We start from the raw sequence: 22,699 nt of genomic DNA, 5'->3' as shown, positions 1-22,699 counted from the left end.
ACGTGTCTCAGCCCCGCGCTCGCGGACCTCAGTTAAGCGAGTTACTCGAAATTGACCTCACCGTACATCCCGGCCTGATAGTGGCCCGGCACGTTGCAGGCAAATTCGATATTGCCTTTATCAGAGAACTTCCATACCACTTCTTTACTTTGGCCCGGTTCCAGCAACACGCTGTTCGGGTCGTCATGCTTCATGGAATGGCCATTCCCCATATCCATATTCATCATGTCGTGGTTCAGCTTGCCGCCCTGGATGACGCCATGCTCAACCATCATCATCATTTCCTCTTGATGAGCTTCGTGCATGTCGGGAGTGCCAACACTGAACTCATGGACGAGGTTTCCCTTGTTCTCCACCACGAAGCGAACGGTTTCACCCGGCTTTACACTGATTTCTTCGGGTTCGTAGTAGTTGTCGTACATCTCGACAGTTACGGTTCGGCTGGCCTCCGACGCTTTGCCAGGTTCACCGCTTGTAGCGCCGTGCCCGTGGCCACCATCATGGGCGCCAGCCGCAAACGCTGTTGCCGACATTGAAAGCGCCATACCCGCTACGAATAGTTTTGATGCATTCATCTTTTTATCCTCTGTAAAATATTGCTCGAAAAACACTGCCGGATTGAGCCCCAATCTTGAGCAATGTCCAGAATCGGTTGTTACCTTCTCTCACTAACCTGAATTCTTTCTGAAAAACTCGAACTATTTTCCGTTCAGGCTGAATTCAGGTTAATCAGTCACACTTTCGACCGCGGACCATACATAGAAGGAAAAACTCATGCGTTTACTGCTCGTCGAAGATGACCGCTTGCTTGCTGAGGGTCTGGTCAGGCAGTTGGGAAAAGCAGGTTTCAGCGTTGATACAACTCCCAGTGCCCGAGAAGCCGTCGTTCTGGGTGAGCAAGAGGATTACCGTGCTGTTGTTCTGGACCTGGGTCTACCTGATGGCAACGGGCTGGACGTATTGAGAAAGTGGCGAACGAATCACGTCAGCTGTCCGGTCTTGATTCTGACCGCGAGAGGCGATTGGCAGGATAAGGTTAACGGCTTAAAAGCCGGGGCAGACGATTACCTGGCAAAACCTTTTCAGACAGAAGAGCTAATCGCACGCCTCAACGCACTCGTGCGTCGAAGTGAAGGAAGGGTCCATGCTCAGGTTAAAGCCGGCCGCTTTGAACTGGACGAAAACCGCCAGAGTCTCAAGATGGACGACGGCGTGGAACATACACTTACCGGCACCGAATTCCGGCTGCTACGTTGTTTGATGAGCCGCCCTGGCCACGTCTTTTCCAAAGAACAACTAATGGAACAGCTTTACAACTTGAATGATAGCCCGAGCGAAAACGTCATTGAGGCGTATATTCGGAGGTTAAGGAAGCTAGTGGGCAGCGAAACCATCTCAACACGACGCGGCCAGGGGTACATTTTTAATGCGATTCCTTAAAAAGCCTGCGTCCGTAAAAGGAACCTTGCTTGCGCTGTTACTGCCCGCCGGAATTGGTCTAATGGGGGTGGCGTGGTTGGTCCATGGCTTGCTGCTCGACCGAATGTCTCGGGAATTCGTTGAAAGCCGACTGAAAGATGAAGTCGTTTTCCTTGAGCACCAGATTCGCGACGCGAATGGTGAAGTTGACACTCTCCAGACGGGCGATTATTTCCAGGATGTTTTTCATCATGCCTTTGCCATACATACACCCGAACAGACCATCATTTCACCTGATACTTGGGAGCCCTTGTTAACGCCTCTGATTGAAAACGAAGAAGACGGAACCGTTCGCGTAGAAGATGCCGAAACCACTGATACTCCCTTAGACATCCTCGCCTACCGAAAGTCTTTTCAGGTCGGTGAAACACCCATCGTCGTAATCGTTTCTGAAGATCTGGGTGCGCTGAAACGCAGCCAAGCTGCACTTCATACCTGGACCGCCGTAGTATCAGTTCTGTTGATTATGCTCTTGGTCGCCGTGCTCTGGTTCGGAATCACGATGTCCATGCGACCGGTTGTCACACTCAAAGCCGCATTAAAAAGACTCCAGGACGGAGAGATCTCCCGAATCAACGTTCAGTCGCCAGAGGAGTTCCACCCGCTGGTTCTTCAACTAAATCAGTTGCTGGACTCCTTAGATCAGCGACTTGAGCGCTCCAGGGACGCTCTCGCAAACCTGTCTCATAGCGTCAAAACCCCCATCGCAGCCGTCCGGCAGATACTGGAAGACGACACACGTCCTCTCGACACCAATCTAAGGCGCCAGATGGTGGAGCGACTAAGCGATATCGACAGGCAATTAGAAGCTGAAATGCGTCGAAGCCGTTTTGCAGGGCCCCAGATTGGAAAAAGCGCCTACCCCATAAAACAGGCACGGGATCTTTTGTGGATGCTCGGTCGTTTATATCCGGAAAAGTCGTTTGAACTATCGAGTTCTCTGCCTGAAGACAGCCGATGGCCGATAGAAGAACATGATCTAAATGAAGTATTGGGCAACTTACTCGACAATGCTGGCAAATGGTCTTCGAGATGCGTAGAGCTCTCTGTGGAACAAGGCAGCGGCTTCAAGCGAATAGTTGTTGCTGATGATGGCCCAGGGGTTAATCACAAGGATTTAGCCAGTTTGGGCCAAAGGGGTCTGCGGCTAGATGAGCAAACACCTGGGCACGGTCTCGGCCTTGCTATCGTTCGAGATATAGTGACTCGCTATGAAGGTAAAATCAGCTTTTCGACTAAGTCCTGTAGCGGTTTACGCGTTTCTATCGAATTATTAAGATAAAATCGAATGTTCGCTTTTGTTTAGCTGAGGTCCGTAAGTAGCCTTGGTCGCAAAGCGGACATTCAAATGCCTGAAGACTTCGGTGGAAGCAAATATTGCGACAGCGCTTTAACCTTGATGAATCATAAACCTCGATTCCCAAAGTTAACCTTCAGTGCGGGCTCTACCTAGTTTCCACACTTCTCACTGACATAAGTAGTGGAAGTATATGCTCGTCAGGCTGAAAGCCTTTCTCCCATATGTCCGGCCTTTTTAACTAAACTCTTAAACGCTGAAGATCTCTTAGATACCACTGGTGAAATTTGCTGAAATCACGCTTTTGTTGATCAGCCTTTTGGGCGTAGATGGCAGCGCTGGTTTCTGAGCAGGCGGTCCAGCCCGCCTCGTAGACAAAGCGTGTCGCGATTGGAGGTCTTTTCGGGCTACTGTCCCAACGATTGCTCAGCCACTTCTCAAGTCCGTCATCTTGCGGGGCGATCAAGTGAAGCTGGTGCTTGCTTCGGGTTATACCAACGTAAAAGAGCCGACGCTCCTCTTCAATAGCCTCGTCGTTCTGCGCCGGCTGAGCTGGCGAAATGATACTGCGAAGCTCATCGGGGTTTCCGCCTGGAAACTCTTGCTCAGTGAGGCCAACGAGGATGACGTTATCCCACTCAAGACCTTTGGCCCCGTGCAACGTTGAGAGCACGAACGGCTCGTGGCCCTCGGAGTCCTGCGTTGGACGGAGAATGAGACCCAAAAAGTTACTGGCATTGATGTCGCTGGCATCGAGCAGTTCGTCGACCTTAGCGACCCCTCTGCGCTGATCGTTCGATTTCGTTCGACTGACTCCTTCTTTACCAATACTGTCAATGAAGCCAGCGGAATGCAGTTTTCGGAAGACATGGACAGCCGGAGTTTGCTCGTCGGCATTCTTGCAGACCGCGCGGAGTTGGGCCAAACGATCCTTCTGAGGTATCGAATATTTGAACAGCTCCCCAAGAACCGACCATGGGTCAGCCGAGGGTGCCATCAGTCCACTTAAAGCCGATTTAAACTGTCCTTTCTTCCATCTGAACCCCGCTTGTCTGAGGAAACCGAAGAGGATTTGCTGTTTGTTCGGGTGGTTATCCAATCGGCTTAGGTCGCCATACACAGCGAGAAGGATGCCAACTATTAAGATGCCTATTTCGGTTCTGGTGTGTAACGAGGTTGCGCCATTGAGGTAACGATATGGCACTCTGCAAAGCCGCAATGCAATTTCTGCTTCAGCCAGCGAGGCTTTTGTCCTAGAAAGAATCGCTCTCGTGCCTTCGATCGATGCGAGACCTGACAGGACAGTGGACAGACATTTGTCAGAGTGGACCCGGACCTCGGTGCGAGGCGTGCTTGGGTGGCTGACACAAAGTCTGGTCAGTTTTGCAGAGTTGCGTCGAATAACAGAGTTGGCCATCAAAGACAGCTCATGGCCGAATCTGAACGTGCAGGACAGCTGAAAGACTCTCGTATTCGGGTAGTGTTTTTCAAACAAACCGCCGATGAAATCGGGGCGCGCTCCTCGCCACTCGTAAATGCATTGGTTGATGTCACCCACGGCCATCACGGAAGCCCCCGATCGTGCCAGCAGTCTTGTCATATCATGTTGGACGAGGTTCACGTCCTGATATTCATCAACAATGATATGAGCGAGGTGGTCACTGAACCCCGTGTCGTTGCGCAAAAGCTCAACCGCCTCAATCAAAGCGTCATCGAATGTGCGCAGGCCACTGTCTTCCAGTAGCTCGCAGTACCGTCGGTATGCGCGAATCGACTCCGGCTTCTCGGAGCCGAATATAGGATCGCTGGCTGCATCGGATGGCGTCACCGCCGCCGCTCTGCAGCGAGCAATAAATAACTCCAATGCTTCAATGTCATTCGGGTCGATGTAATCGGTCTCTTCCTCAAACCCTTCTCGATACGCTTGCTTTATCAGCTGATCGTAGCGGTAATCGTCAGACCCTAGGAGCTCTTTCTTACGGATGCTCTGATTACACTCTCCGTGCCGGACGATTTCCAGAGCCAAACTGTGAAAGGTCCGGGCTTCCGGAATTACAGGTGATTTCAGCGCTACCCTCAGTTTCTGTGAAAAACTGACCTGGGCGGATTTGTTATACATCAGAATTAGGATAGATCGTGGGTCAATTCCGGATCGCACCAAGCGTTCAACGCGCTTCACCAGAGTCGTGGTTTTTCCGCTGCCGGGCACTGCTTTTACCAGCGCATGCCCTGCGCCATGGCTGACGACTCTTTTTTGTTCCCAAGTTAGTCGCTTTGTCATGTTTTCATCCGGTAGGATGCACACTGTCGGGCCTCGGTGTATGGGACCATCTTCGCCTTACTACGACAGAACAAGAAACCGTCTTCCCAGTACTCCGCATGCTCGCACCGAACGCAGTTGGGAAACTGGGAATCCGGATCAGCTTCGCCGACGAAGTTCCGCAGATTAGCGATCAGTTCAGCCCCAGCGGTCGAGCTTGGCCAAGTGTTCGATACTGTGTTGGCGGTTAGATCGACTGCTGACAGAGGCTGGGTAGTCCGATTCAGCCGTCCGGACTCACTGAGGCTCCAGACATCCAAGAACACATTGCCCACAGAGCACTCGCCGCGACATGTTTCCTCCAATCTTGCAGGCGGCTGCCAGTTATAAACGGTCAGATTATCGTCTTTTCCCGAATAATATCCGGTCATCAACTGCCGAATATCCGCTTCAGATGCAATCTTGAATTCAAGAATCGGAACCCCGGTCTCGATCTTCTCTGGGCTACAGGGGTGTGTTACACACATTTCGATGTAACACCGTCGCTCGCTTGTCGCGTGGCTTAACAAGACATCCGGTTTCAAACCAGTATAAGCATCTTTCTTTTCGAGCGCCGCTGTGTCGAAAAACTGCGTCAAGTTGTACTTTGCGGGAACCGACGTCTGGCAACGAAGGGAGGAGGCTCTCGCAAGTGCCAATCGTTCGCCAGTGCAAAAAACTTGGCGTTCTAATGCGAGACTGATGGGCGTTCCATCGTTCAATGATTTTTGATATCGCTCGAAGAAGGCCTCTTTTGCACACCTATGCAGGTAAGTCTCAAGGGTGCAGCATTCTTGCGCATGACGGAAATGCCTCGCGTTCTTTTCGCCCATCACTGGGGAGAGGTTTTGTCTACAGCCGGGGCAAATGTAATCCTGCGAGCGGACTGCTTCCCTGATATGAGTTAGGAATCCGTGGGAATCTAGTGCGAACGCGTACTGAATTGTTTTAGAGTCAGCGGTCATAGCCCTCTAGTCTCCCGGAAAATGAACGTTTGGGATAGGCGTAGCTCAAAGTGAGCGGCGTAAAGCAAACGAGCAGAACATTCGTAGGTCAACACGAACGTCCAGCTTTGAAGTGGTCGCAAAGCGGACATTCAGTTTCAAACAAGTCGATCAGCCATCCATGGCAAATAGGTACAAAGTCGAATTGCCTGCATCCAGTGGTTGCTCTGTCATAGCTCTCTGGTTAACGAATCAAACACAGATCACCTGCTTATGATTGGAATCGAAAACTTTGGCGCTTTCCTTATTGCGAGCATTGCACTTAATCTCGTGCCAGGCCCGGATACTTTTTACATCCTAGGCCGCAGTCTTGCCCAAGGCCGCGGGGTGGGCATTGCGTCGTCATTGGGTATTTCCGCAGGAGCGATTGTCCACACCTTTGCAGCAGCCATTGGGTTGTCAGCACTCCTCACCGCCTCAGCAGCAGCTTTTCTTGTAATCAAGTTACTAGGCGCGGCTTACCTGGTGTACCTGGGCTTGAGCATGATTTTTAAGAAAGCCACGCAGATTCCGGGAGACAATCAACCGTGTAGTGCCGGCGTCGGTTCCGCATTCCGGCAAGGTTTGATCACCAATACTCTAAATCCCAAAGTGGCGCTGTTCTTCCTGGCATTCCTGCCGCAGTTCATTGCCCGGGATGCCGATTCCCACCTGCTGGGCTTTGTGTTGTTGGGTCTGACGTTCGTGGTTACCAGCACGGTTTGGGGTATCGTATTGGCTTGGTCCTCTGCGGCTTTAAGCGGTGGGTTGCGGCGTAACCCACTGTATCTCGTGTGCCTGAATAAAGTCACCGGCATTTTGCTAGTTGGCCTCGGCGTGCGGCTGGCGACATCTACCAATGAGTGAAACCGGCATCCGACCGAGCCAACTCCAAGATGGATGCTTTTATGAATGACGCCAGGCCAAGCTTGGCAGCCTGATGTTATCAGAGGCGCCCCCACATCGATTGAACGCTCATCATTGGATGACCGTTCTTGGGAAATCGGGCATTCGATCAAGTACGCTATCGCTATACAAACCTCATCCCGAAGGGATGGCTGTTCCATTGGTGATGATTGCTCAACCCTAATGTCCGCTATTGTTTAGCGACGGGAGGAGTCTGATCGAAGCCCGAGGGTGATCATCGACCGGGGCTGGCAGCGTTTGCGGCATCCAAAGGGACCAAATACAGAAGCTACGCACCTAAATTTCAATACTCTCAGCTATCTCCAGAGCATCCTCGACCTCGACACCAAGGTACCGCACGGTGCTCGACATATTCGTGTGTCCCAACAGCAACTGGACGGCTCGAAGATTCTTGGTCTTCTTGTAGATCAATGTCGCTTTGCTCCGTCTCATTGAATGGGTTGCGTAGACTGAAGGATCAAGTCCAATGCTGGTAATCCACTTTTTGACAAGACGGGCGTATTGGTGAGTAGTGATATGGTCGAACTTTCGCATCCGGCTCGGCCACAAATAATCCATACCTGCGAGTCCTCGCAACTCGATCCATGCTTCGACCGATTCGCGCGTCTTTTTGGTTATCTCAAACTGAACAGGCTGACTGGTCTTCTGCTGGATGACTTGCGCCCGGTCCAGAACCTCACCGTTTCTGGAAATATCTCGAACCAATAGCTTTACCAGATCGCAGGATCGGAGTTTGCAGTCAATTGCCATGTTGAACATCGCCAGTTCGCGGATGTTCTTTGCTATCTCTAACCGAATACGGATAGCCCATATTTGTTCGAGTTTGAGCGGCAGCTTCTGGCCGACGAGCTTCCCTTTGTTCCAGGGAACTTTGCTGTTAGGAAACGTCATGACGTGGCCCTCTTCGGAGGGTAAGGGTCTTTAAGTATGGTTCAGAAAATTGTTCCCTGCTGGCCAGCCTGGTCGCAAAGCGGACGCTCAGAACTGACTCGCAAATTCCCGTTTAGGGCCGTCGTACCCCATGCGTATCGAGGCAAATCCAATAACCGCGACCTCGACTTCATCAGTTTTACGCCCTCAGTCGGGGTTCTGCAGCGGGTCATTGAAGCCCCTTTCGTCCAGATTCCTAGACAGAAACCAGGACTGCAGAAACTCAATGCAACTGAGTAATTTCGGCGGCGTAAACTGCCGGTTTGGATAGAGCGCATACAGCGTAAGGTCCGGGCGGCCTACCTCCGGCAGCACTTCCACCAGTTTGCCCTGTTCGATGCCCTCCCTGGCCACAAAGCTGGGGAGAAAGCCGATGCCCAGCCCATCCTCGATCACCTGTTTCATGAACAATGTGCTGTTCACCTTCAGGGAGCCTGCGACGGTGATACCCTGAGCAAGCGGCCAGAAATTTCCCGACTTGAAATAGCTGTACACAAAGCAGTTATGGTCGGCCAGATCCTCCACTTCCCGGATGGGCGGGTGGCTTTCAAGATACCTCGCTGACGCGCACACCTTGTAGGTAAAACTGACCAGTGGTTTGCCCACATAATTCGAATCAAGCATCTGGCTGGACGCCCGGAATCCCAGATCGAAACCATGCTCGATCAGATCCAGGCTTTCGTCTCCCAACTGTATGTCCAGCTCCACGTCCGGGTATTGTTTCATGTAGGCAGAGAACAGTTGGGACAGGTCAGTAATGCCCAGCGCCATGGGCGCGTTGATGCGCAATTTTCCGCGCGGGTTTTCCTGCATGTGCTGCACGTAGGCGTCTGCGTCGTCTACCTGAACCAGTAATTCCCGGCAGCGTTTCAGGTAGCCCTCGCCGATTGACGTCAGTTGCTGGCCACGGGTCGAGCGGTGCAGCAGCCTCACCCCCAAGTCCTCTTCCAGTCGTCCGATCTCCTTACTGATCATCGACGTGGTCACGTTCAGCTCGTTGGCCACGCTGGTGAAGCTACCGGCATCTACCACACGAACGAACATTCGCATTGCCCGCAATTTATCCATAACGATCAGCCTATGAGTTTCCAATTTGTTGAAGGTGTAAGAACATTATTGCCATTTAAGAACCATGAGGAAAGCGCCACACTTTCCTTGCACTCAAGCAATCAACCAACAGGCGAGACTTTACGATGTACACCCTCTATTTCCTTCCAGGCGCTTGCTCACTGGCGACGCAGGCGATTCTTAACGAGCTCGACCAGGAGAGCACGCTGGTTCATAAACTGGACGCCGAACACTTTGAAACGCTCAATCCCGCCGGCACCGTGCCCGTGCTGGTGGACGGTGATAAGGTGCTGAACGAAGGCGTGGCGATCATTCTGCATCTGCTCAACAAGCATGAGAACAATCTTATCCCCGAAAGCGGGGACGCACGGCACCGAGCCATTGAAAACATGATGTTTGCCAACGCCACCGTGCACCCCGCCTATGGACGACTGTTCTTTGCCCAGGCCAACGTGACGGACCCTGCGGGGAGGCAGCACATCTTCGATTCCGCGGCCGTGGCCATCAACAAGCTGTGGCAGGTGGTGGAAGCGAAACTGGAACACGCGCCCTATCTTGGTGGGCACGATATCTCCCCTGCCGACATACTGCTGGCCGTGTACTCCCGCTGGGGAGACTTCTTCCCCGTGGATATCGTGCTCGGACCACATACCCGCCAGATGGTGGATGCCGTATTGCAGCGCGACAGCATGCAGCGGGCGATTCAGCGGGAACAGGATTACAGATCGGGGGCCGTGGCATAAATGGACACCGAAAAGCACCAACTGGAAGCCATGGTGAACGAATATTTTCAGGGCCTGCATACGGGCGATGCCAACCGACTGGCACCGTTGTTTCACCGGGACTGTGTGCTTAAGGCACCTGACCTGCGGCGCACACTGGATGAATGGCTAGCCGATGTCGCAACGCGACCAATACCCGCGCACATCGGCCACCCGAAGAATTACCGCATCCTCCGGGTGGAACTTGCTGGCAGCCAGGCCATGGTGAAAGTGGCGTGCCCGCTTCCCCACGGCAACTTTATCGACTATCTGGGTTTCCTGAAGGAAGACGGAGTTTGGAAGATCGTCAACAAGATGTATGCGCCGGTCACCACCTGAGTGAATATCTCCAACATGAAATGCCTGCTACAAAGCAGGCCATCCAACCAATGAAAAAGAGGAATTTCGAATGCCTTATGTCAACATTAAAGTCACCGACGACAACGTATCCGTCGAGCAGAAGCGCCAGTTGATTCAGGGAACAACGCAGCTACTGGTCGATGTTCTGAACAAGAACCCTGACGCCACCCACGTAGTCATTGACGAAGTGTCGACCGACAACTGGGGTGTGAAAGGGGAAACCGTCACCAATCTGCGAAAGCGATAACCAACCATCAAGGGAGCAACACTTATCATGACCACCCTCAGGGAACTACTGAACGTAGACTACCCAGTGATTCAGGCACCCATGGCCGGCGTGCAGGACAGCGCATTGACCATCGCGGTTTCCAAAGCGGGTGGGCTGGGTTCGCTCCCCTGTGGCATGCTCACAGGCGAAAAAATACGCGAAGAAGTCGCCAGTATCCGGGCCGCGACAGACCGGACCTTCAATCTGAATTTCTTCTGCCACATCCAGCCACCGGAAGACCCGGGTAAGGAAGCTGCCTGGCGGCAACGCCTGCAACCTTACTACGAGGAGCTGGGGCTGGAGTTAAACAAAGACGACGGCGGCGCAAGTCGTCGACCCTTTGATGAACAGACGGCCGAGTTGGTGGCTGAATTGAAGCCTGCGGTCGTCAGCTTTCATTTCGGCTTACCAGCCCCCGACTTGCTGGCCTACATCAAATCCAACGGCGTGAAGGTGCTGGCTAGTGCCACCACATTGGCCGAAGCCTTGTGGCTGGAGCAGCGGGGTGCAGACGCCATCATCGCCCAAGGCCTGGAAGCCGGGGGGCACCGCGGGCACTTTCTGTCTGACGACCTTGGCCTGCAAATGGGCACCTTTGCATTGCTCCCGCAAATTGCATCCAAAGTGAAGCTCCCCGTGATTGCCGCTGGCGGTATTGCCTCCGCTGAAGGCGTCAAAGCAGCCATACAACTGGGAGCCGTCGCCGCCCAGGTCGGCACCGCTTACCTGCTATGTACCGAAGCAAAAACCAGCGCAATCCACCGAGACGCCCTCCAGTCCGAGCGAGCTTCCCACACCGAGATCACTAACGTATTTTCCGGCCGCCCAGCGCGAGGCATCGTCAATCGGCTAATGAGGGACCAGGGCGCCATCAGTTCGAGCGTGCCTGACTTTCCCAATGCGGCAGCCGCGTTGGCACCTTTAAGGTCGGAGGCGGAAAAACTCGGCAAGGGAGACTTCTCGCCACTTTGGGCGGGGCAGAACACAATGGGATGCGAAGAAATCTCAGCTGGCAAAATGACGTTGAGATTGGCGGGTGTTCAGTAGTGCTTGCTGTCAAATCATTTCCGGTAATCCCCCCGAAAAACAGCAGTGATCAAAGGCAGAAGTTTCCGGCAGCCAGATCCTTTCGATCCTGAAACAAAACAACGTATTAAAGTTACAAGCTGTTTCGGTACCCAGCTCTTTTTTGACTACAATTTTCTGACCACCAACATGCCATGGATCAGGATGCATGGAGCACACCTATTTACACCGCATTATCGCCCTATACATAACGATTATTCTAAGTGGCTGCGCCACATCCGTCGGAAACCGAACATCCTTTGAAAACACCAGATTCGTTGTGGGAGAAACCCAGCAGCAAGAGGTTGCCAAAGTGCTTGGCCTTCCATCCGAGATCAGTCATTCCGAGGGCCTTTTGCTCTGGGGATATCCGGAAGCCCCAGAACTATCAGGCCTGATCGTCGCCATACCAACCGGCTCGAATGTGGTATCGACTTATGCCATCGATACTGCCTCTGAAGAAGGCGAGTTCAACCAGTCTCAGATGATTTATGCTTTTGACGAAGACGGCATTCTTCGTCAGGTCTCTGACCAACGCCAAAAAAAGGAAAAAGAATGATATTTCGCGCACTCGTGGTTTTGCTGTTTTCGATTGTTTTCGCAGGTTGTGCTTCAACGACCCTCGCTCCGGAGACTTCTGCTGGCATTCAACAGGGAAAGGTCGCGTCTGCGGCTTACACCGTTGACAAAAAAATCGTCTACGAAGAGATGGTCTACAAGGTCCTCTACAATGAAACGGTCACTCAGCAGGCCATGTTCGAGAATTTCTGGGATATCGACAAAGCCCATACTGACCGATTGACCTCCGCACTGAAGAATCTTGACCTGAACGCCACCCCAACCTCGAAGACTCTGTCGGAAGAGGCTCAGTTACAGCTGGAACAAACCATCAAACACTCGCTGGAATCGGCGAAGCAGGGAGAACCGCGCCCCTTCGAACTGGAAGACACAACCCGTTCGTCTCTTAGGGATGCAGGCTACAACTACCTGGTGCTACTGAGAACATCCAACATATTGGTAACCACAACATCCATGATCGACTCGGCAACCATCTGGCTGCCGTCCGTTTTGATTGTGGTCGACCTGGAGGCCGACCGCGAAGCCTACAATGAGCTTTTCCTGTTCCAGGTTTTTTCAGATTATGAAGACTCCGTCCGGCAGCTGGAGGAGAACAGTCTGGCCCTGATCAAAGAGGCAACCCAGCAGCGACTCGAAGATGGCCTGGAAAAGCGGATGGCGGATATTCTATCGATCGAGACCGCGCTTTGATGGCTGTATCCGGACAGCGCCGCATTCGTCAGGCAATCGCTCCCGGTCAGGGAGTCGTCTCGTTGAACTCCATGGTGGATGAATAGGTCACTGCAATTGTGCGATGACCGTCGCCGGATATTTGGACCTGGCGTTTTCGGACCGTACCGCTGAAAATTACGCTAGTGTCCGCGCTGTCATCAGGAAAGTAACTCAAGATGTCAGGATCGTCCGGGTCGTTAGAAGCCTCAATACCCGCATAAAACTTATCGGTCGGACCAAGTTCAACAGCATTGGGGTATGAAGCTCCGGGGAGAATGCTCCCCTCCGTAAGGGCATCGTTGGCAAACAGAAAGGTGGGAAAGGTATCCTCACTACGGGCAGCTAGATAGATTTTTGAGCCATCACTGTTTACAGCCAGATCCTCCACACTGTTAAGAATCTTGGGCAACCTATGTGTGCGGGTGATGTTGTATTGGTCTCTCACCGCAGAGTAGCCGGTCACATAGCGGGTCAGGTTCAACTCGCCACTGACTGAAGACTGGATCTCATAGATAGCTTTGCCGTCCCCTGAAGCTCCCACAACGCTGGAGCCAATAACATATTCAACGGGTAGCATAGCAACCTGCTCGCCACTAGATGCATCGAATATGTCATAGCGATCAGTCAGGACAACAGGCTTGCCGTTGATCCGCGTGTATTCCAGCATCGAAGGGTCTAACGATAATCTGTTGGCTGGCCACTTTGGCCCAATGTCCAGAGTAATTAAGTCGACCGGTACAATTCTTTCGTCGAAACCGTCAATCACGTATAGAGTGCCGCCATCACTGCTAATGGTCATAGCTTTCAGTTCGGTCCCGGCCGTCACACTGCCGATGAAGGCGCCGGTGTATATATTGTAAATGCTGACGTCAGTACCTTCGTCGGTCAGATAAACGTATGGACGAATGGGGTCTGCAGCGATATAAAGCCCAGGTATCCCCACGGTGGTAGCCGTTGGATCAGCACTGGAAACGTAATAGCCCACACGAACTGTTTCAGTGTTTTCAACCAAAGGATTGGCGGACGTTACAAAAACGTCAGCATAGTGAATGGTATCGCTGGTCAAGCCAGTAGGGTCTGCATTGAGTGTTAGATTTCCATCCGTCGTACCTGCGGCCGTGACGCTTAGCCAGCTTTGGCTGCTCGTTGCCGACCACGGAATTGACTCGCCTGCATTGTCTCGAACCTTGACGGAAAAGCTGGATGCCTCTGCAGCAGTGGGAAAGGAAGTCAGCGCAACCCCATTATCATCAATAAGAAGTAAGCGGGGATCAATATACAGTTCAATCGCTATTTCTTCCGTTTGCCCACTTGATTGGTTTTCTACTGCCACGATTGCGGTGTAAAGACCTGTCTCGGTAATTTGGTCTGGCTGGACACTGATGTCGAGCGTTGATGGTGCCGTGCCACTGCTGGTTCCCAGGCTTACCCAATCCTCGCTGGCAGTGGCCTGCCAATCGATCGTATTGCCGAGGATGTCGATTGACTGGGCATCGGGTGCCGTAACCGCCCCATTCAAGTGGGAAAATTCGATTTCCGTCTGACTCAGCGAAAGCTTCCTGTCGATTACCATCGTGACTGGGAGATCCACATAGGTCGCCTCCTCAGTTTCAGGATCACCCGTGACAAAGCGAACACTGGTCGTATACGTGCCTGCGGCCAAAATGGAAGGGTTCACTGACAACTCAACCTCAACCGGACTGCTTGTATCGGATGAATTAACTTGCTGCACCGTCAACCAGTCAGGTCGAGTTACGCCCGGTGCATGCCCGATAATCAAGCCATCTCCGTTGAACGTGGCTTCCACCGTTTGTGAGTCAGGTATGGTCCCTCCAATCGAATAACTGAAGTTAATACTCCCGGGGCTTAGCGAAACCGAATATTTGGAACTCTTGCTTCCACCATCACTATCCCCACCGTCCCCGCCGCCACATGCGGAAAGCATGGTAAAGAGAAGTAAGGTAAACGCTGTAAGCAAGACTTTATTCATTGTATTTCCCTATTTTTATCTTCATTAGCCAGCCAGCAGGCCGACCGTACCTAGCTTCCTGTTGACCGCCTCGTTACATGGCGATTCGGTAGTATCGACCATACTCTCCGTGCTTAGAACCACTGTGCGTGACCTGCCAACCCAATTTTTCGGCTACCCTTTTGCTGGCCGCATTCTTGTCCGCGATGAAGATCCCTCAGTTTCACCGCAATCATAAGACATGACTTCACCATGTGACGCGAAATTAAGCATCGGCCCGACAGAGGCGTCCGGTGGAGGCAGAAGGCCGGAACGAATTTGATTGCCTTATTAAAAATTTACAAAGCGACGTCATGGTGATGGACTGATTCCTCGTAGTGCGACATGAGCGCCTTTACTTGCTCCGGAACAACTGCCTGCTCGAAGTTTGGGCCAGCAAAGCGTTTTACCGCTTCAAGCGATCCAAACCAGAATATAGTTGTGAACTCCACGTTGTCCCCAGTTTCGCGGCGTAGCAGGTTGGTACTGATGTATCCGTCCACTCCCTGGGTAACCTTTTGAAGGACAGTATTCTTGAAAAGCTCTTCGTAGGCCCGGGCATTATCCTGAGTGGTCCATCCTTTCCAAATTCGAGCAATCACCTCGATTTCTCCCTGTAGTTTTAATGCGCTGAAAAAACCGCAGGCACTGCAACACAGTGCAATACGGGCCGGTTTCACCCACTCGTTAAAATGAGGTTTCGATATACCACTTCGGTTTTATTCGACCAAAATCTGTTCGGCAGTTGGTCGTTAGCCCAATTTTTGAATCAAAAACGACTTCGGCGCCGTCTTGCCGACAGAAAACGACCCAATGCCAGAAAGGGGTTCCATCGACTCTTCTCCATTTCACAGCCAGGAGAGCTGTATCGGGCAAGTACTGCCATCATGAAAAGGGCTTTTCCTCTGGGTCACATTCAATACCGTACTCCGCTAGAAGCTTCCTCACATAACTAGTATCTGACCAAAGGCTCTCATCTTCGATATAGATTCCCTTCGAATTGGCTACCTGCTTTACCTCTTCATATTGAACACCAGCCAGAACCGCTGTGGCGGCTATTCCGCAACCAGTTGTCTCTGTCTGAATTACCGGGTTTAACAAACGCTTCAATTGTCAGCCCCCCTCATTGATTCCACGAAACTATGCTCAATAACTTCATAATGCTGAACCGCAAGATCCGGCTCTAAATCGTATTTATCATCTTCAGGGTAGAGCCTTGCTATACCGATATCATCGCCTGCGAAATCCTTGATGGACTCAAGGTCTCGCCAATAGGTAGTCAAAGTGAACTCTACCAACCCATCGACTCCTCGCCTATATATCTGGGCACCCAAAAATCCGTCCGTATTACAGGTGTCCTTTACACCGGTCGCGTACAAATATCCCAGGAAGCCTTCACTTTTATCTTTAGGGACTCGGCATTTCCACTCCCTTGCGTGCATATGTTTCTCCATGGTTCAACACTGAAATAAGCTGGGTCCGGACAGGACCTTATGGTGCAGGCCAAAACGAATTTTACGAACTGGTTGTCAATCATCGTCTGCGGTCAGGCGAGTGGTTGATACCATCTGTGGTGGGAATCTCGCCTAGCTCGAACGGGTTCACGTCCTTTAGGCAGGCTACATTGACTGAGAATTGGTGCGGGTTGGATCGCCTTTTATGGTGGGTGTAGATGCCACAGATAGAGCAAAAGTAATGCTCGGCAGTCTTAGTATTGAACTGATAAAGGCTCAAGTTCTCTGCGCCTTGGATAACCGAAAAAGCAGCCAATGGAACCGAGGTTACAACAGCACCGCGGCGGGCACACATTGAGCAATTGCAGCGACTCAAGCCTTCAAAACCGTTGGGAAGATCAACTTCGAATTGAACGGAGCCACAATGGCACGCCCCATGCTGCAAACCTCTAATATCCATGGCGGAAAATCTCTTTTCTAAGGCGCCGATATTCAGCGGCTGATTTGTATTACAGGCATCGGTTCCCCCACGTTCGGGTTATCAATGCGCGTCTGTCGAAGGCGAGGAAGTGCGCAACATTCAACGCCCTACTGCGGGTTGATGTTGCCATAGTAAAAGCTATACGGCCCATCTTTGCGAAACCCCAGGCGCTCGTAGAATTCGGCAGCGCCGGAAGCCTCATGGGCAACCAACCATGCACTTCCGCTATGACCACCGTTTATACCCTGGACCAATGCGCGGGCTGCGCCCTGTCTTCTGCTTTTTTCAGCAACAAACAGCTCCTGGATACAAGTGAGCGTGCCTGAATGCCAGGGGTAGGAGTAAGAAAAAATTGCTCCGGCAACTACACCATTTTCTTCGAGCACAAGACAGCCTTTTGGATCGATCTCGTAGAACCGTCGAAGGTAGGCTGCGGCATTCTTTTCTTCCCACGATTCGTTGTAGGATGACGCAGAGTATGCTTTACAGAATATTTGCGCCGCTTGCTCAATGTCGGCGTCTTCGCACGTCCTTATTCTCATCTCACTTCTTCCATGAATAATCGGGCAATTGATTTAGGATTCGGTTGATATTACATCGCACCTGACTCCCGATGTCCTCGACTGTGGTCGCAAAGCGAACGTTTAGATTTGGCGTAGGCTCGGGGATAAGCGGCGACGTATGATGCCGACCGGATCGGCCCCTTGCTGGTTGCCATAACCGACCCCGGCAGAGAAGTTGGCTCTCGTAGATAAGCTCACGACGTGTTTTCCTCTACGCCCTTATAAAGAGACGTAATGAGCGGGCACTTCACGTCACCCTGCTCAGTGCAACATGCCTGCACCAGCCCCTCCAGCGTTCGCTCGATACGCCGCAGACTTGAAATTTTCTCACGCACCTTGGCGAGCTTCTGCTCGCCCAGTACCCGTGCTTCATCACAATGGGTACCGTCCTGAAGCTTCAAGAGCTCTCCGACCTCATCCAGGCTGAACCCCAACCATTGAGCTGTTCGGATGAAATGAAGACGCGCCAACGCCTCTTCGTCGTAGTGTCGGATGCTTCCGTAGGGTTTTTCGGGTTCCTCCACCAATCCCCGGCGCTGGTAATAGCGGATGGTTTCCACTCCCATGCCGGCTGCTTTGGCCAAGACACCAATGGTCATTGAACGTGGTTTCTTGGACATAGAGGTTGATTCCGTACCTGACTACGGGAGTAACCTTATCTTAGTCCCCTATGTCATTAAAGGAGCCAACGCTATGTCAGAGTCCAAATCCGGTGGCGGTTCGCTGGTTGCCGGAGGAATTGCCGCCGTCCTGGCATCAGCCTGTTGTCTCGGCCCCCTTGTGCTGATCACGCTGGGCATTTCCGGGGCTTGGATTGGTAATTTGGCTGCCCTGGAGCCTTATCGACCCTGGTTCATTGGTGCGGCACTGGTGGCCATGGTCTTTGCCTGGCGTCGGATATACCGGCCTGCACGGGATTGCCAGCCGGGTGATGTTTGCGCGGTACCGCAAGTGCGCACGACCTACAAGGCTGTTTTCTGGGTTGTCGCGCTGCTGATCCTGGTCGCGCTGGCGTTTCCCTTCGTCTTGCCGCTGTTTTACTGAGAGGTTCTACATCATGAAAAAATCACTGATCGCCACAGCACTCTCCCTGTTCGTTAGCTTGCCGGCCCTGGCAGCACCACAAACCGTCACCTTGTCAGTCCCTGGCATGACCTGTTCGGCCTGCCCGATCACCGTCAAGGCCGCTCTCAATCGGGTGGAGGGCGTGACCTCTGTCAAAGTCCGTTACGAAGAACGCGATGCGACTGTCACCTTCGACGATGCGAAAACCACCGTTGAGGCGTTGACTCAAGCCACGACCAACGCCGGTTATCCGTCCACTCTGAAACAATCTAAAGCGACACAGGAGTAACCATGGCCAACCCCAAAACCCTGTAGCGGGTGAGCGTCATCGGCACGGTGTTGGTCGCACTGTGCTGCTTTACGCCGATACTGGTCATATTGCTGGGTGCGGTAGGACTGGTTGCCCTCACCAGTTATCTCGACTACGTGCTGTTGCCCGCCCTGGTCTTTTTTATTGGCCTGACCTGCTATGCCGTCTGGCGTAAGAAGAAACACGACGCCTGCTGCGAAAACCCTCAACCAGGGAATGACGTTATATGAGTGACAACAACCTGCACATTGCGGTGATTGGCAGCGGAGGCAGTGCCATGGCCGCGGCCCTGAAAGCGACGGAACGCGGTGCCCGGGTGACGCTGATTGAGCGCGGCACCATCGGCGGAACCTGCGTCAACATTGGTTGCGTACCGTCCAAAATCATGATCCGGGCAGCGCATATCGCACATCTTCGCCGGGAAAGCCCGTTTGACGAGGGACTGAGTGCCCAAGCACCGGCGGTAAATCGTTCAGCACTCCTGGCTCAGCAACAAGCCCGAGTGGAGGAGCTGCGCGAGTCCAAGTACCAGAGCATTCTCAATGATAATGCGGCCATTACCGTCCTCAAGGGCGAAGCGCGGTTCGTGGACGAACGGACTCTAACGGTTACGCTCAACGACGGCGGCGAGCAGACAGTGAGCTTTGATCGGGCCTTTATCGGCACCGGTGCTCGACCCGCTGAACCGCCTGTCCCGGGGCTGTCAGAGACCCCCTATCTTACGTCCACCAGTGCTCTGGCGTTGGATCACGTTCCCGAGCGCCTCGTTGTGATCGGTGCCTCGGTAGCGGCCATCGAGCTGGCCCAGGCCTTTGCACGCCTTGGCAGTCGGGTCACCATTCTCGCCCGCAGCCGGGTGCTGTCACAGGAAGACCCGGCGGTGGGTGAAGCCGTGGAAGCGGCCTTCCGTCGCGAGGGCATCGAAGTGCTCAAACAGACCCAGGCCAGTGAAATTACCTATGACGGCCGGGTGTTCACCCTCCAAACCAACGCTGGCACCTTGGAGGCGGAGCAACTGCTAGTCGCCAGTGGCCGCACACCCAATACCGAGAACCTGAACCTGGAGGCCATCGGTGTGGCCACCGAGCGCGGCGCGATCCTAATCGACAACCACCTGCAAACTACCGCGACTGGCATTTATGCCGCTGGGGACTGCACCGATCAACCCCAATTCGTCTACGTGGCCGCCGCCGGCGGTAGCCGGGCCGCCATCAACATGACCGGTGGTGACGCCAGCCTCGACCTCAACGCTATGCCTGCGGTGATCTTTACCGATCCGCAAGTTGCGACCGTCGGTCTGTCCGAGGCAGACGCAAAAGCCCAAGGTTATGATACTGAGAGCCGTACCTTGGCCCTCGATAACGTGCCCCGGGCGCTGGTCAACTGCGATACCGGAGGCTTTATCAAGATCGTCGCGGAGCGTGACAGCGGGCGATTACTGGGCGTTCAGGCCGTGGCGGGCGAAGCCGGTGAGCTGATCCAGACTGCTGTCATGGCGCTGCGTGCGGGGATGACCGTGAACGACATTGCCGATGAACTGTTCCCCTATCTCACCATGGTCGAAGGACTCAAGCTCTGTGCCCAAACGTTCACCAAGGACGTAAAGCAATTGTCGTGCTGCGCGGGATAAGACGGAGTCGCCCATGTATAGCATAAATGAAATCGTTGAACGGCTAGGTCTAATCGGAGAAAGGGAAGCCTCGCTTCATGTGACGCTGTTGCGCGAGCTTGCCCTGGGACAACCGGTCACGATTGAGCGGCTCGCGAAGTCGCTCAACTGGACGACTGATAAGGTCTTGTTGGTGCTGGAGAAACTGCCCTGCGGAACCATCGAGTACGATGACCAGAGACGGCTGATCGGCTCCGGCATTACGCTGCGTGAAACCCCGCATGCATTTGTCATCAACGATCGGCCCCTTTACACCTGGTGTGCACTGGATGCCTTGATGTTTCCAACCGTTATTGGCGAACGGGCGCAGGTGCAATCGCGTTGCCCGCAGACGAACAACCCGATCAACATGACGATTACGCCACAGAGAGTGGTTTCGCTTGAGCCGGAGGACGCGGTCGTCTCTTTAGTGTCGGTGGCCGCATCGGGAGACATTCGAAGTGCGTTTTGTTGCGATGTCCTTTTCTTTGCCTCTCGACAGGCCGGGGAGGCCTGGGGGCGAGATAAACCAAGCGCGCAGCTGGTGACTGTGCAGGAAGGTTTCGAACTGGGACAGCGGATTGCGCACCTTATGCTCGACAGAGCAAGGCGTTACCAACATGACCTTTAATACCTGAATGTTCGATACCAATCTTGAACGTAGGTCAGCACCCAGGAGCTAGGCCATGTCATTTCCAAAGCGTTCCGTCGCTGCACCCTGTCTGTGCATCAAATCAGGAATTATCTGGACATGCGATTGGTGTATTCCTGTGGTGCCTCACCCGAACAACCGGACATGCACCCATTACACTGGCGATCGACGTGCCAGAACCGTGTGTCCGCCCGTTCCATTGCCGGGGTCTTGAAAGGCGATTTTTGCCCGTTTCGGGGAGTGAGAAGACCGGTAATTGGGGATGCATCGAATGTTCGCTTCTGTTTAGTATTGCCTGGGATGCGGGAGGTCGAAAAGCGACCATTCAGATGGCGATCCAATTCATAACCGGTGCCCCATGAACTTCTCACGCAAACTAGCCATGAGGGATCTCGCTACGCACACCTTGGAGCTCAATTTTTGGCTCATTGCGATATACACCTACCAATTTGAAAAGATCATCATCTTCTTGAACCGCCCCGTGTTTTGAGGAGGCTCCAGCATCTAAGAGAATGGAGCCATAAAACCGGCACACCGGAATGACCTGATGGAAATCATGTATGACCGTCACGGCACTCACTCGACCATGACCATCAGCCAACTGCCCACCGATCAGTGGTACGCCGCCATCGGTGACAACACCCTGGCAGATGCCATCCTGGACAGACTCATTCACAACGCCCATCGCTGGGCTCTGAAAGGAGAGTCAATGAGAAAACGACTTCAGGAAATTGACTGAATGTGAAAACCCGGGGTAAAAAGGTGTTCACATTCGGCCAGAATGAGCGTTCACGTTCGCCGGAATACGCAAGGGACCAGAATGAGTATCTGTAGCAAATGCGGTAATCCAGTTGAATTTAGGTACGTCAATGGCAGATGTATTCCAATGCATTTTGAAGGCGGCTGCATCGGCTCAAGCTCCAGCGTGAATGATTTCTCTGGATACAACACCGCAACTGAGAGCACTTGCTTTAGCACGACATGTCCAGAATGCGGGGATGAGGTTTTCTTTATTCGTCACAACGGCGGTAGTGTTTGGTTAGATCCTCCGCTGGGCTGGCCTTGGTACAAGCACGGTTGCTTTTATCCAGAAGAAAAAACTGCAGAATTCAATGATTCAGCATTGGTTACCGATAAGATAGCGCTGGAACTCGCGGAGGGCAGCAGCCTGGAGATTGGTATTGCCAAAAGAACGTATGTAGAGGCGAACCGAAACTACACAGACATTGTCTTAGAATCTGCAGAACTTGAGCCCACCGAGATTCGAGTCAAAAACAACGCCGGATTTCTCTTGGGAAAGCTATGCGTGCTCGACAGATCGGAAGAAACAATCTGGCCCTTCTATGAACCGGATTATCTCTTCTGGCTTTACGATGCCGAAAAATTTGGATACAAAGTACCACCCAAAAAAATTCAGCCACCAAAAAAGTCTGATCATAAAAAATTGAAGAAGCGCGAGGTGGTAAAGTGCGGCGTTTGCGGTTGTACGGTGTCCAAAAAGAAATTACGCAGACACATGAGGAAAGTGCATCAAGACACTCCTAAGTAAAGGGCTTCACTCGGCCGGGCCTCTACCATGTTTCCACGGATGGCTACATAACTCCTGTGGACTTACCCTGATACTCATGACATACCCCAGCCTAGCCAACCTTTCCAATATGACGCGGGCTTGAAGCACCTCCATCGGACGCTCTCATCAGGGCGCATTTGAACGCAAGCATTATGTGTATTTATACAGTCTGTACGCTTGAACAGTTATTGATCAGAGTGTAGGCTGGTTTTGTGTACAAA

The 22,699-nt window shown here is 52.8% G+C and carries 27 protein-coding genes and 1 pseudogene; 16 read left to right on the top strand and 12 right to left on the bottom strand.

Translation table 11 applies throughout. The features are described from left to right. Window positions 1-41 precede the first annotated feature (41 nt). Entirely contained in the window at window positions 42-575 is a 534-nt protein-coding gene (locus tag ABIE59_RS16485) for a cupredoxin domain-containing protein (protein ID WP_106761014.1), read from the bottom strand. Window positions 576-774: 199 nt separating this feature from the next. Here ABIE59_RS16485 and ABIE59_RS16480 point away from each other — a divergent pair, with 199 nt between their 5' ends. Both ABIE59_RS16480 and ABIE59_RS16475 read left to right on the top strand, forming a co-directional pair. After that, window positions 775-1,440 carry a response regulator transcription factor gene (locus ABIE59_RS16480; protein ID WP_022990681.1) on the top strand — a complete coding sequence of 222 codons (666 nt, stop codon included), beginning with the start codon at window positions 775-777 and terminating at the stop codon, window positions 1,438-1,440. Next, on the top strand, window positions 1,427-2,761 hold the full coding sequence (locus tag ABIE59_RS16475; protein ID WP_136549239.1) for an ATP-binding protein: 1,335 nt from the start codon (window positions 1,427-1,429) through the stop codon (window positions 2,759-2,761). Before ABIE59_RS16480 ends, ABIE59_RS16475 begins: the two co-directional genes overlap by 14 nt. Before the next feature lie 256 nt (window positions 2,762-3,017). Here ABIE59_RS16475 and ABIE59_RS16470 read toward each other — a convergent pair whose 3' ends face one another. Both ABIE59_RS16470 and ABIE59_RS16465 read right to left on the bottom strand, forming a co-directional pair. Further along, a complete protein-coding gene (locus tag ABIE59_RS16470; RefSeq protein WP_206856294.1) occupies window positions 3,018-5,057 on the bottom strand; it encodes an ATP-dependent helicase in 2,040 nt (679 codons plus the stop codon). Then, entirely contained in the window at window positions 5,054-6,040 is a 987-nt protein-coding gene (locus tag ABIE59_RS16465; protein WP_206856293.1) for a competence protein CoiA family protein, read from the bottom strand. Before ABIE59_RS16465 ends, ABIE59_RS16470 begins: the two co-directional genes overlap by 4 nt. Before the next feature lie 252 nt (window positions 6,041-6,292). Here ABIE59_RS16465 and ABIE59_RS16460 point away from each other — a divergent pair, with 252 nt between their 5' ends. Next, the gene (locus ABIE59_RS16460) at window positions 6,293-6,925 is read left to right on the top strand and encodes a LysE family translocator (RefSeq protein ID WP_354448567.1); all 633 of its coding nucleotides are present in this window, start codon (window positions 6,293-6,295) and stop codon (window positions 6,923-6,925) included. A 336-nt stretch (window positions 6,926-7,261) separates the two neighbouring features. Here ABIE59_RS16460 and ABIE59_RS16455 read toward each other — a convergent pair whose 3' ends face one another. Then, a complete protein-coding gene (locus ABIE59_RS16455) occupies window positions 7,262-7,876 on the bottom strand; it encodes a tyrosine-type recombinase/integrase (RefSeq protein WP_354448565.1) in 615 nt (204 codons plus the stop codon). Between the two features lie 186 nt (window positions 7,877-8,062). Continuing rightward, window positions 8,063-8,983, bottom strand: coding sequence for a LysR family transcriptional regulator (locus ABIE59_RS16450; protein WP_206855264.1), 921 nt, complete (start codon window positions 8,981-8,983; stop codon window positions 8,063-8,065). Between the two features lie 125 nt (window positions 8,984-9,108). On the opposite strand from ABIE59_RS16450, the gene ABIE59_RS16445 reads away from it, so the two are divergent. The 4 genes from ABIE59_RS16445 (at window position 9,109) to ABIE59_RS16430 (ending at window position 11,419) form a co-directional block, all read left to right on the top strand. Then, a complete protein-coding gene (locus ABIE59_RS16445; RefSeq protein ID WP_354448563.1) occupies window positions 9,109-9,726 on the top strand; it encodes a glutathione S-transferase family protein in 618 nt (205 codons plus the stop codon). Then, a complete protein-coding gene (locus ABIE59_RS16440) occupies window positions 9,727-10,083 on the top strand; it encodes a nuclear transport factor 2 family protein (RefSeq protein WP_206855273.1) in 357 nt (118 codons plus the stop codon). A 70-nt stretch (window positions 10,084-10,153) separates the two neighbouring features. Beyond that, entirely contained in the window at window positions 10,154-10,351 is a 198-nt protein-coding gene (locus ABIE59_RS16435; RefSeq protein WP_206855276.1) for a tautomerase family protein, read from the top strand. A gap of 27 nt (window positions 10,352-10,378) precedes the next feature. Next, a complete protein-coding gene (locus ABIE59_RS16430) occupies window positions 10,379-11,419 on the top strand; it encodes an NAD(P)H-dependent flavin oxidoreductase (protein ID WP_206855279.1) in 1,041 nt (346 codons plus the stop codon). A 9-nt stretch (window positions 11,420-11,428) separates the two neighbouring features. Here the strand turns inward: ABIE59_RS16430 and ABIE59_RS16425 are convergent, their stop codons facing one another. Next, the gene (locus ABIE59_RS16425) at window positions 11,429-11,608 is read right to left on the bottom strand and encodes a hypothetical protein (protein ID WP_354448560.1); all 180 of its coding nucleotides are present in this window, start codon (window positions 11,606-11,608) and stop codon (window positions 11,429-11,431) included. On the opposite strand from ABIE59_RS16425, the gene ABIE59_RS16420 reads away from it, so the two are divergent. Continuing rightward, on the top strand, window positions 11,607-11,996 hold the full coding sequence (locus tag ABIE59_RS16420; protein ID WP_206855283.1) for a hypothetical protein: 390 nt from the start codon (window positions 11,607-11,609) through the stop codon (window positions 11,994-11,996). The two genes, ABIE59_RS16425 and ABIE59_RS16420, sit on opposite strands and share 2 nt — an antisense overlap. Next, window positions 11,993-12,706: a hypothetical protein gene (locus tag ABIE59_RS16415; RefSeq protein ID WP_354448558.1), complete on the top strand. Its 714-nt coding sequence runs from the start codon at window positions 11,993-11,995 to the stop codon at window positions 12,704-12,706. The genes ABIE59_RS16420 and ABIE59_RS16415 overlap by 4 nt, the downstream gene beginning before the upstream one ends. Before the next feature lie 46 nt (window positions 12,707-12,752). Here ABIE59_RS16415 and ABIE59_RS16410 read toward each other — a convergent pair whose 3' ends face one another. From ABIE59_RS16410 to merR, 6 genes are all read right to left on the bottom strand, one after another. Continuing rightward, window positions 12,753-14,717 (bottom strand): BACON domain-containing protein, encoded by a 1,965-nt coding sequence (locus tag ABIE59_RS16410; protein ID WP_354448556.1) that lies wholly within the window; start codon window positions 14,715-14,717, stop codon window positions 12,753-12,755. 317 nt (window positions 14,718-15,034) lie between these two features. Next, a complete protein-coding gene (locus ABIE59_RS16405; protein WP_206855290.1) occupies window positions 15,035-15,337 on the bottom strand; it encodes an antibiotic biosynthesis monooxygenase family protein in 303 nt (100 codons plus the stop codon). Window positions 15,338-15,841: 504 nt separating this feature from the next. After that, the gene (locus ABIE59_RS16400; RefSeq protein ID WP_206855293.1) at window positions 15,842-16,177 is read right to left on the bottom strand and encodes an antibiotic biosynthesis monooxygenase family protein; all 336 of its coding nucleotides are present in this window, start codon (window positions 16,175-16,177) and stop codon (window positions 15,842-15,844) included. Between the two features lie 91 nt (window positions 16,178-16,268). Beyond that, the gene (locus ABIE59_RS16395) at window positions 16,269-16,649 is read right to left on the bottom strand and encodes a GFA family protein (protein ID WP_206855295.1); all 381 of its coding nucleotides are present in this window, start codon (window positions 16,647-16,649) and stop codon (window positions 16,269-16,271) included. Between the two features lie 128 nt (window positions 16,650-16,777). Continuing rightward, window positions 16,778-17,212, bottom strand: a complete 435-nt coding sequence (locus ABIE59_RS16390) for a GNAT family N-acetyltransferase (protein WP_206855296.1) — start codon at window positions 17,210-17,212, stop codon at window positions 16,778-16,780. A 215-nt stretch (window positions 17,213-17,427) separates the two neighbouring features. After that, window positions 17,428-17,853, bottom strand: a complete 426-nt coding sequence (gene merR, locus ABIE59_RS16385) for a mercury resistance transcriptional regulator MerR (RefSeq protein WP_354448553.1) — start codon at window positions 17,851-17,853, stop codon at window positions 17,428-17,430. A 73-nt stretch (window positions 17,854-17,926) separates the two neighbouring features. On the opposite strand from merR, the gene merT reads away from it, so the two are divergent. The 7 genes and pseudogenes from merT (at window position 17,927) to ABIE59_RS16350 (ending at window position 22,457) form a co-directional block, all read left to right on the top strand. Further along, window positions 17,927-18,277, top strand: coding sequence for a mercuric ion transporter MerT (merT, locus tag ABIE59_RS16380; protein ID WP_100689513.1), 351 nt, complete (start codon window positions 17,927-17,929; stop codon window positions 18,275-18,277). Between the two features lie 13 nt (window positions 18,278-18,290). Next, window positions 18,291-18,587 carry a mercury resistance system periplasmic binding protein MerP gene (gene merP / locus ABIE59_RS16375; protein WP_100689512.1) on the top strand — a complete coding sequence of 99 codons (297 nt, stop codon included), beginning with the start codon at window positions 18,291-18,293 and terminating at the stop codon, window positions 18,585-18,587. A 29-nt stretch (window positions 18,588-18,616) separates the two neighbouring features. Next, window positions 18,617-18,838, top strand: coding sequence for a mercury resistance system transport protein MerF (gene merF, locus ABIE59_RS16370; RefSeq protein WP_354448550.1), 222 nt, complete (start codon window positions 18,617-18,619; stop codon window positions 18,836-18,838). Next, window positions 18,835-20,238: a mercury(II) reductase gene (merA, locus tag ABIE59_RS16365; protein ID WP_354448548.1), complete on the top strand. Its 1,404-nt coding sequence runs from the start codon at window positions 18,835-18,837 to the stop codon at window positions 20,236-20,238. The genes merF and merA overlap by 4 nt, the downstream gene beginning before the upstream one ends. A 13-nt stretch (window positions 20,239-20,251) precedes the next feature. Next, window positions 20,252-20,887 (top strand): organomercurial lyase MerB, encoded by a 636-nt coding sequence (merB, locus tag ABIE59_RS16360; protein ID WP_100689509.1) that lies wholly within the window; start codon window positions 20,252-20,254, stop codon window positions 20,885-20,887. Window positions 20,888-21,443: 556 nt separating this feature from the next. Further along, a pseudogene (locus ABIE59_RS16355) lies at window positions 21,444-21,647 on the top strand (ATP-binding protein); the annotation flags it as partial. A 147-nt stretch (window positions 21,648-21,794) separates the two neighbouring features. Next, window positions 21,795-22,457: a hypothetical protein gene (locus ABIE59_RS16350; protein WP_354448546.1), complete on the top strand. Its 663-nt coding sequence runs from the start codon at window positions 21,795-21,797 to the stop codon at window positions 22,455-22,457. Window positions 22,458-22,699: the final 242 nt, after the last annotated feature.

This window comes from Marinobacter sp. MBR-99 (assembly GCF_040547575.1).
GTDB lineage: Bacteria > Pseudomonadota > Gammaproteobacteria > Pseudomonadales > Oleiphilaceae > Marinobacter.
This window is presented reverse-complemented; position numbering and strand designations above follow the sequence as displayed.